The following is an 8,634-nucleotide window of genomic DNA, read 5'->3' as shown; positions in this document are numbered from 1 at the left end:
CTCACACCCGCAGCAATGTCGTTGTGTTGCGGACCTTTTCGAAGGCTTACGGGCTTGCGGGTTTACGCGTCGGCTACGCAGTCGGCCACCCCGACCTGATCACCGCGCTGGACAAGGTTTTTGTGCCATTCTCGGTGACGAGCGTGTCGCAGGCCGCCGCCATCGCCTCGCTGGACGCCGCCGACGAGCTACTGGCCCGCACCGACGCCCTGGTCGCCGAGCGTGACCGGGTCGGCGCCGGTTTGCGGGATGCCGGCTTCACCCTGCCGCCGACCCAGGCCAACTTCGTCTGGCTGCCGCTGGGCCCTCGCACACCGGACTTCGTGGCCCGGGCCGCCGATGCGCGCATTGTGGTCCGCCCCTACGGCGCGGACGGTGTCCGCGTCACCATTGGGGCGCCCGAAGAAAACGACGCCCTGCTGCGTTTTGCCCGCGACTGGATTGCCCGCACCGAACCCAAGGACCGGATCAAGGAGAGTCAATGAGCCTGGCCCGCAAGAAGTTCACCGAGTTCAAACAACGCAACAGCGATATTCCCGATGCCGAGCTCGACGAATTCTGGGCGACTCTGCAGCCCGCGACCATCGACGGGATGATCGGCGAGTGGAAGGGCGGCGAGTTCGTCACCGGCCACAAGATGAACGGCCAGTTGGAGAAGGCCGGCTGGTTCGGCAAGACCTTCAAATCGGCCGGCGACGTGCAGCCCCTGGTCTGTGTGGACGCCGACGGGAACAAGTTCTCCAACATGGCGATGGGCAAGGGCGAAGCGAGCCTGTGGCTGGAGGACTTCCGCGGCGAAGTAACCGCCACGATGGTCTACGACGGCCAGCCCGTGCACGATCACTTCAAGAAGGTCGACGATGACGCGGTGATGGGCATCATGAACGGCAAGGGCGTCCTCGATAAGGGCCGGTATTACTACTTCTACCTGGAGCGGGTGTAGCGCGCGAGCTAGCTGGACGGATTGCGACCGGTGAACGCGATCAGCTTGTCCACCGCGCTGGCGTCCGCGGGCACTTCGACCGCTTGATGGAATCCCACATGTGAGCGTCCCTCCGGCGTGATGATCTGGCGCGCCAGCGCCAACACATAGTCGGCCAGCGAATCCGGTGCGTCGACGTCGCGGCCGGTGGCCACGGCGTAATCCCAGGCGTGCACGAGGAATTCGATCGACAGGACGCCGGCCATGACGGCTGCGGGCGCCTCGTTCGGACCCACCATCACCATGCCGTGCAGACCGTGGCGTTGCCACGCATCCAGGGTGGGCCGGGCCGCGGCGACGATCTGCCGCTCCACCGAATCGGTCTCGTCGCGCTGGGGAAGTTCTGCGTCCACCGCGCCACCGATGACCGTGATGGAGTTCAGCAGATGATCGGTCAGCCGCGCCACGTTGAACTCTGTGCACGGGGTCTGGCGGGACAGGTCGTCTGTCGCGATGGTGTGGACAACTTGCTGCAGGACCCCGAGTGTGGCTTCGGCGCTGTCCAGCTCGTCGGTCGGCGGGGAATCTGGTCCGGGTCGCAAATCAGGAGACATATTCGCCACGCTACGGTCTCGATATGGGTGAAGCATACGAATCCGTCACTATCGAAACCAAAGACCAGGTCGCGCAGGTGACGCTGATCGGACCGGGCAAAGGCAACGCGATGGGGCCTGCGTTCTGGTCGGAGATGCCAGAAGTGTTCGCAGCGCTGGACGCTGACCGCGATGTGCGGGCGATCGTCATCACCGGCTCGGGCAACAACTTCAGCTACGGACTCGATGTGCCCGCCATGGGCGGCACGTTCGCCCCGCTGATGGCCGACGGTGCCCTGGCTCGCCCGCGCACCGAGTTCCACGCCGAGGTGCTGCGGATGCAGAAGGCGATCAACGCCGTCGCCGACTGCCGAACCCCCACCATCGCGTCGGTGCACGGCTGGTGCATCGGCGGCGCCGTCGACCTGATCTCCGCGGTCGACATCCGCTACGCCAGCGCGGACGCCAAGTTCTCGGTGCGGGAAGTCAAACTCGCCATCGTCGCCGACATGGGCAGCCTGGCCCGGCTGCCGCTGATCTTGAACGACGGCCACCTGCGCGAGCTGGCATTGACCGGCAGGGACATCGGCGCGGCCCGGGCGGAGAAGATCGGGTTGGTCAACGAGGTCTACGAGGACGCCGACAAGACGCTGGCCGCCGCCCTTGCGACCGCCGCCGAGATCGCCGCCAATCCCCCGCTGGCGGTCTATGGCGTCAAAGACGTCTTGGACCAGCAGCGCACCTCCGCCATATCGGAGAACCTTCGCTATGTCGCTGCCTGGAACGCGGCCTTCCTGCCGTCCAAGGACCTCACCGAGGGCATCTCGGCGACGTTTGCCAAGCGTCCGCCGCAGTTCACCGGGGAGTGAAGCACCGACCCTGGGGTCGCACGTACCCTCGCTGAGGTGACACCCGACGGCAAGATCCGCGTCCCGGCCGACCTGGACTCCGTGACGACGATCGGCGAAGAGGACCACGCCGAAATCGACAACGCCGCCGTCGAACGGATCTGGCAGGCGGCGCGCTACTGGTACCAGGCCGGCATGCACCCGGCGATCCAGGTGTGCGTCCGGCAGCACGGCCGCGTCGTACTCAACCGGGCGATCGGCCACGGCTGGGGCAACGCGCCCACCGATGCGCCCGACGCCGAGAAAATCCCCGTCACGACCGAGACACCGTTCTGCGTGTACTCGGCGGCCAAGGCCATGGCCGCGACCGTCGTGCACATGCTCGCCGAGCGCGGCGTCTTCTCGTTGGACGACCGGGTCTGCGAATACATCCCCACCTTCACCAGTCACGGCAAGCACCGCATCACCATTCGGCACGTGATGACGCACAGCGCCGGCCTGCCCTTCCCCACCGGGCCCAGACCCGACCTGAAGCGCGCCGACGACCACGAATACGCGCAGGAAAAGCTCGGCGAACTGCGGCCGATCTACCGGCCGGGATTGGTGCACATGTATCACGCGCTGACCTGGGGCCCGCTGATGCGGGAGATCGTCTACGCGGCCACCGGCAAGGAGATCCGCGAGATCCTGGCCACCGAGATCCTTGACCCGTTGGGCTTCCGGTGGACGAACTTCGGCGTCGCCAAAAACGACCTGCCCTTGGTCGCGCCGAGTCACGCCACCGGCCGTCCGTTGCCGCCCGTCGTCGCCCAGATCTTCCGTAAGGCAATCGGCGGAACCGTGCACGAGGTCATCCCCTACACGAACAGTCCGTTGTTCCTCACCACCATCGTCCCGTCGTCCAACACGGTGTCGACCGCGAACGAGATGTCACGGTTCGCCGAAATCTGGCGTCGCGGTGGCGAACTCGACGGCGTTCGAGTGATGAGCCCGGAAACGCTGCGCGGCGCGGTGACCGAATGCCGGCGGCTGCGCCCGGATTTCGCCGTCGGGCTGATGCCGGCCCGGTGGGGTACCGGGTTCGTCCTGGGCACGAAGCGGTTCGGCCCGTTCGGGCGCAACGCTCCCGACGCGTTCGGTCACCTCGGCCTGGTCAACATCGCAGTGTGGGCCGACCCCGAGCGCGGCCTCGCCGCCGGAGTGGTCAGCAGCGGCAAGCCCGGCCGCGATCCCGAAGCGCGCCGCCACAAGGCGCTGATGGACACCATCGCCGCCGAGATCCCGGCCGGATGAGGGCACGCGACCTGGCAGATGCCCTCACGCGGCGATTAGGGCTCGCGCGAGCGGTGGCGGAGGGATTTGAACCCCCGGACGGTTTTAGCCGTCTCTCGCTTTCAAGGCGAGTGCATTAGGCCGCTCTGCCACGCCACCGCTGATAAGGGTAACGGGGGCCGGTAGCGTGGCCGGCATGCGCGCCATCGTCGCCGAATCCTCCGATCAACTGTCCTGGCAAGAAGTACCCGACGTCACCGCCAAGCCCGGCGAGCTGCTGATCAAGGTTGCCGCCGCCGGCGTCAACCGCGCCGATGTCCTGCAGGCCGCCGGAAAATATCCGCCGCCGCCGGGAGCCAGCGAAATCATCGGGATGGAAGTCTCCGGTGTTGTGGCCGAAGCCGGCTCAGGCGAAACCGAATGGCCTGCCGGACAAGAAGTCTGCGCTCTGCTGGCCGGCGGCGGATACGCCGAATACGTCGCGGTCCCCGCCGGCCAGGTGCTGCCGATTCCCGACGGTGTGGACCTCGTCGACGCCGCCGGGTTGCCGGAAGTGGCCTGCACCGTGTGGTCGAACCTCGTGCTGACCGCGCACCTGAGCGAAGGCCGGCTACTGCTGATTCACGGCGGCGCCAGCGGCATCGGAACCCATGCGATCCAGGTCGCACGGGCGCTGGGCGCCCGGGTGGCCGTCACCGCCGGATCGGCGGAAAAGCTGGAGTTCTGCCGTGAGCTGGGAGCCGATATCACCATCAACTACCGCGACGAGGACTTCGTCGCGCGGCTGCGGGAGGAGAGCGACGGCGCCGACGTGATCCTCGACATCATGGGCGCCGCCTACCTGGACCGAAATATCGACGCCCTGGCCACCGATGGACAGCTGGTCGTCATCGGCATGCAGGGCGGCGTGAAGGCCGAGCTCAACCTCGGCAAGCTGATGGCCAAGCGGGCGCGGATCATCGGCACCACGCTGCGGGGCCGGCCGGTGAGCGGCCCGAACAGCAAAACCGAGATCGTGCAGGCGGTGACGGCCTCGGTGTGGCCGATGATCGCCGAGGGCCGGGTCCGGCCGATCATCGGCGCGCGCATGCCCATCCAGCGGGCCGCCGACGCGCATCAACAGCTGGTGTCGGGCAAGGTGACCGGCAAGATCGTGCTGACCGTTTAGCGGCTCAGCCCAAGGACGCCAGCGCACGCACCAACTGGTCGACTTCGGCCGTCGTCGAGTAATGCGCCAGCCCGACGGTAACGGCGCCACCGACATCGTTGACGCCCAATACGTCGAGCGCGCGTGAACTCTCGTTGGAGACGGCCAGAATTCCGTTGTCCGCCAAGCGCTGTACCACTCGCTCGGCGGGCACCTCTTGCAGAGCGAAGCTGACCACCGGAATTCGCGCCTCCGGTCGTCCGATCACCATCACCAATGGCAACGACCGCAACGACACCATGAGGTAGTCGAAAATCCGATTCAGGTACGAGGTGGCGGATTGCATTGAGACCGACAGCCGTTCGCGTCGGCTGCCGCGGGCGGACTCGTCGAGCACCGCAAGGTACTCGATGCTGGCGACCACGCCGGCCAACAGACCGAACTGGTGCGCACCGACCTCCAGGCGTGCCGGGCCGGTGGCTTCGGGTTCGGTGGAGATGGAGCTGAAGGTGTTGATCAGCCCCGGATCGCGAAACACCATCGCCCCGATCGGCGGACCGCCCCACGCGAGAGCGTTCACCACCACCACGTCGGCGTCGGTTTCCCGGACGTCGAGCAATCGGTATGGAGCGGCGGCGGAATGGTCGACCACCACCAGCCCGCCGACGTCGTGCACCAGCTTGATCATCGCCCGCAGGTCGGTGACCGTCCCCAACGTTGCCGACGCGGACGCGACGGCCGCCAGCCTCGTCGACTTCCCGATCAGGCTCTCCCACTGCCACGTCGGCAGCTCACCAGTCTCGATGTCGATCTCGGCCCACTTCACCTTGGCGCCGTAGCGGTGGGCCGCCCGCAGCCACGGCGCGATGTTGGCCTCGTCGTCAAGCCGGCTGACGATCACCTCGTAACCCAGACCTGCCCGCGAGGACGACGCTTCGGCCAGCGACGCCAACAGGATGGCGCGATCGGCGCCCAGCACGACGCTCGCCGGGTCGGCGTTGAGCAGGTCGGCCACCGCCGCCCGCGCCGCCTCCAAGACGGCGGCGCTGCGCCGCGCCGACGGGTGCGCCCCCGCCGTGCTGGCGGCAGACCTGCGAAATGCCGTTGACACGGTTGTCGCGACGGAATCGGGGATCAGCATGCCCGCCGGCGCGTCGAAGTGCACCCATCCGTCACCCAGCGACGGATGCAGTCCGCGCACCCGGGCGACGTCGTAAGCCATGCCAGCCACCTTAAAGCTTCCGCAATTCCGCGAAATTGTGACGGTTGCGAGTGCCATAGACGACGGTCCAGCCAGACGAGCTTCGCGAGCCAGGTCACCCGGCCAGCCATACTAGTCGAGTGGGCCTATGGTTCGGAACGCTGATCGCACTGCTTTTGCTGATCACGCCCGGGACGATCGTCGCACGCATCAGTCAGCTAACTTGGCCGGTCGCCATCGCGGTTGGCCCTGCGCTGACATACGGCGTGGTTGCGCTGGCGATCATTCCCTTCGGTGCGCTCGGAATCCCTTGGAACGGTTGGACAGCGCTGGCCACGCTGGCCGGGGTGTGCGTGGTGGCCACGTGTTTGCAACTGTTGCTCGCCCGCTACCGCGACCCCGCGGCCGAGGCGCGCGGGATCAGTCGCTGGCCGGCGGTGACGGTAGCCGTCGGTGTGCTGTTGGGCGCTTTGCTGATCATGTGGGCCGGCTATCGCGGCCTTACGCACTGGCAGTCCATTCCCAGCACCTGGGACGCCGTCTGGCACGCCAACGAGGTGCGCTTCATCCTCGACACCGGCCAGGCGTCGTCCACCCACATGGGCGAGCTGCGCAACGTCGAAACCCACCAACCGCTGTATTACCCGTCGGTGTTCCACGCCCTGACCGCGGTTTACTGTCAGCTCACCGGGGCGGCGCCCACCACCGGCTACACCCTCAACTCGCTGGCCGCCTCGGTCTGGCTGTTTCCTTCCAGCGCGGCCACCCTCACGTGGTTCCTGTTGCGCCCCGTCAGCACGCAGTGGCGCGCCGCGGGGGCGTCGGCCACCGCCGCGGCGCTCTCCGCGTCGTTCACCTCGGTGCCCTATGTCGAGTTCGGCGTCGCCGCGATGCCTAACCTGGCCGCCCACGGGGTCGCGATTCCGACGTTTGTTCTGATCGCCTCGACGTTGCGGCACCGCGACCGCGTCCCCGCGGCGGTGCTGGCACTGGTGGGCATCTTCTCGTTGCACCTGACCGGCGGGTTCATCGTCATTCTGCTCCTCTTGGCCTGGTGGTTTTTGGATGCGGTGTGGCAGCCGGTGGACGGCCGGCTTGCCGACGTGCTGACCCTGGCCGCCGTGGCCGTACCGACGGCGCTGATACTGGCGCCGCAGTTCCTGGGGGTGCTCAGGCAGGCCGACATCATCGCCGGGCACGCATTCCCCAGCTTCAAGAGCGTGAAGCAGGGCGCCATCGATGCGCTCCTGCTGCACACCCGCCACCTCAACGACTTCCCCACCCAGTACGGCCTCGTCGTGCTCGCTTACATCGGCATGGCGATCCTGCTGTACAAAAGAATCTGGTGGCCTCCAGCGGTCTGGCTGGTGCTGACCGTGGCGACCATCTACTCGGGGGCGCCGTTCCATAATCCGGGCGGCGCCGCCATCGAAGAGTTCAGCCAGTTCTTCTACAACGATCCACGACGGCTCACGGCCGTCGTGGTGATGCTGTTGACGCCGATGGCGGGTGTCGCGCTGTTCACGATGATCACGACCGTGGTCGCGGTGGCCAAACGGGTCACCGACCGGTTCAAGCGGCTGCCCGCGCCGGTCTGGGTCGCGACCACGGCGGTCCTGCTGGTGGCCGCGACCGTACTCACCGGCCGGCATTACCTCTACCGGCACCTGGTCCTGTTCGGCGACAAGTATGACTCGGTGATCATCAACCAGCGAGACCTCATGGCCATGGCCCACCTGGCCGCCCTGCCCGATGCGCACAACACCCTGATCGGTGACTCCAATATCGACGGCACGGCGTGGATGTACGCGGTGGCGGATCTGCACCCGTTGTGGACCCACTACGACTTCCCGCAACAGACAGGTCCGGGCTACTACCGCTACATCTTCTGGACCGCTGCACGCAAAGGCGATTCAGATCCACGCGTGGTCGCGGCCGTCAAGGCGCTCAATATCCGCTACATCCTGACCAGCACGCCCAACGTTAGGGGGTTCACCACGCCCGACGGACTAGTGTCACTGGATAAGTCGAAGTCGTGGGCGCTGATCTACGACAATGGCGGGGCCCGAATCTACGAATGGCGCGGAAACGGCGCGGTGGCACACCCTTAGTTCCGCAAAGGATGGTGACGGATTGAGTACCGGCAACGAGGACGACGGCGTCGAGGTCATCGGCGGCGTCGATCCGCGCATCATGACGGTGCAGGTGGACGACGCCGACGAGCGCTCGCTGACCGACCTGGTCGAGCAGCCGGCCAAGGTGATGCGGATCGGCACCATGATCAAGCAACTGCTCGAAGAAGTGCGCGCCGCGCCGCTCGACGAGGCCAGCCGCAACCGGTTGCGCGAGATCCACGCCACCAGCATCCGCGAACTCGAAGAGGGCCTGGCCCCGGAACTGCGCGAGGAGCTCGACCGCCTCACCCTGCCGTTCAACGAGGGCGCCGCGCCGTCGGACGCCGAATTGCGCATCGCCCAAGCGCAGCTGGTCGGATGGCTGGAGGGGCTATTCCACGGAATCCAGACCGCGCTGTTCGCCCAGCAGATGGCCGCCCGCGCACAGCTCGAACAGATGCGCCAGGGCGCGCTCCCCCCGGGCATGGGCAAAGCGGGCGGCGGGTCCGGACACGGGCAATACCTGTAAGCAGACTT

General features: G+C 66.9%; 9 protein-coding genes and 1 tRNA gene. 7 read left to right on the top strand and 3 right to left on the bottom strand.

The window, feature by feature from the left end:
- Together ACLP4W_RS07845 and ACLP4W_RS07840 are read left to right on the top strand one after the other, a co-directional pair.
- Window positions 1-485: aminotransferase class I/II-fold pyridoxal phosphate-dependent enzyme (locus tag ACLP4W_RS07845; protein WP_442385573.1), on the top strand; the 485-nt coding region annotated here is incomplete at its 5' end.
- Window positions 482-943, top strand: coding sequence for a DUF4334 domain-containing protein (locus ACLP4W_RS07840; RefSeq protein WP_442385572.1), 462 nt, complete (start codon window positions 482-484; stop codon window positions 941-943). The genes ACLP4W_RS07845 and ACLP4W_RS07840, both read left to right, overlap by 4 nt.
- A gap of 8 nt (window positions 944-951) precedes the next feature.
- On the opposite strand, the gene ACLP4W_RS07835 is transcribed toward ACLP4W_RS07840, so the two are convergent.
- The gene (locus tag ACLP4W_RS07835; protein ID WP_442385571.1) at window positions 952-1,536 is read right to left on the bottom strand and encodes a TIGR03086 family metal-binding protein; all 585 of its coding nucleotides are present in this window, start codon (window positions 1,534-1,536) and stop codon (window positions 952-954) included.
- Between the two features lie 23 nt (window positions 1,537-1,559).
- Here ACLP4W_RS07835 and ACLP4W_RS07830 point away from each other — a divergent pair, with 23 nt between their 5' ends.
- Together ACLP4W_RS07830 and lipE are read left to right on the top strand one after the other, a co-directional pair.
- Entirely contained in the window at window positions 1,560-2,384 is an 825-nt protein-coding gene (locus ACLP4W_RS07830) for a crotonase/enoyl-CoA hydratase family protein (RefSeq protein ID WP_442385570.1), read from the top strand.
- 36 nt (window positions 2,385-2,420) lie between these two features.
- Window positions 2,421-3,656 carry a lipase LipE gene (gene lipE / locus ACLP4W_RS07825; RefSeq protein ID WP_442385569.1) on the top strand — a complete coding sequence of 412 codons (1,236 nt, stop codon included), beginning with the start codon at window positions 2,421-2,423 and terminating at the stop codon, window positions 3,654-3,656.
- Window positions 3,657-3,707: 51 nt separating this feature from the next.
- Here lipE and ACLP4W_RS07820 read toward each other — a convergent pair.
- Window positions 3,708-3,794, bottom strand: a tRNA-Ser gene (locus tag ACLP4W_RS07820).
- Between the two features lie 37 nt (window positions 3,795-3,831).
- Between ACLP4W_RS07820 and ACLP4W_RS07815 the strand changes: the two genes are divergently transcribed.
- Window positions 3,832-4,803, top strand: a complete 972-nt coding sequence (locus ACLP4W_RS07815) for an NAD(P)H-quinone oxidoreductase (RefSeq protein WP_442385568.1) — start codon at window positions 3,832-3,834, stop codon at window positions 4,801-4,803.
- Between the two features lie 4 nt (window positions 4,804-4,807).
- Here ACLP4W_RS07815 and ACLP4W_RS07810 read toward each other — a convergent pair whose 3' ends face one another.
- Window positions 4,808-6,004: a cysteine desulfurase-like protein gene (locus tag ACLP4W_RS07810; RefSeq protein WP_442385567.1), complete on the bottom strand. Its 1,197-nt coding sequence runs from the start codon at window positions 6,002-6,004 to the stop codon at window positions 4,808-4,810.
- A 119-nt stretch (window positions 6,005-6,123) separates the two neighbouring features.
- Here ACLP4W_RS07810 and ACLP4W_RS07805 point away from each other — a divergent pair, with 119 nt between their 5' ends.
- Window positions 6,124-8,094, top strand: coding sequence for a DUF6541 family protein (locus ACLP4W_RS07805; protein ID WP_442385566.1), 1,971 nt, complete (start codon window positions 6,124-6,126; stop codon window positions 8,092-8,094).
- Between the two features lie 82 nt (window positions 8,095-8,176).
- Window positions 8,177-8,626 carry a bacterial proteasome activator family protein gene (locus ACLP4W_RS07800; RefSeq protein WP_442385575.1) on the top strand — a complete coding sequence of 150 codons (450 nt, stop codon included), beginning with the start codon at window positions 8,177-8,179 and terminating at the stop codon, window positions 8,624-8,626.
- Window positions 8,627-8,634 lie beyond the last annotated feature (8 nt).

This window comes from Mycobacterium sp., from assembly GCF_052145595.1.
GTDB lineage: Bacteria > Actinomycetota > Actinomycetes > Mycobacteriales > Mycobacteriaceae > Mycobacterium.
Note: the sequence above shows the minus strand (reverse complement) of the source record. Positions and strands in the feature narration are given on the sequence as shown.

What these genes read in the sequence shown, in the direction of transcription:
- ACLP4W_RS07830 (WP_442385570.1), top strand. Translation starts at nt 1,560, where the DNA reads ATGGGTGAAGCATACGAATCCGTCACTATCGAAACCAAAGACCAGGTC.
- ACLP4W_RS07840 (WP_442385572.1), top strand. Translation starts at nt 482, where the DNA reads ATGAGCCTGGCCCGCAAGAAGTTCACCGAGTTCAAACAACGCAACAGC.
- ACLP4W_RS07800 (WP_442385575.1), top strand. Translation starts at nt 8,177, where the DNA reads ATGACGGTGCAGGTGGACGACGCCGACGAGCGCTCGCTGACCGACCTG.
- ACLP4W_RS07810 (WP_442385567.1), bottom strand. Translation starts at nt 6,004, where the DNA reads ATGGCTTACGACGTCGCCCGGGTGCGCGGACTGCATCCGTCGCTGGGT.
- ACLP4W_RS07835 (WP_442385571.1), bottom strand. Translation starts at nt 1,536, where the DNA reads ATGTCTCCTGATTTGCGACCCGGACCAGATTCCCCGCCGACCGACGAG.
- ACLP4W_RS07815 (WP_442385568.1), top strand. Translation starts at nt 3,832, where the DNA reads ATGCGCGCCATCGTCGCCGAATCCTCCGATCAACTGTCCTGGCAAGAA.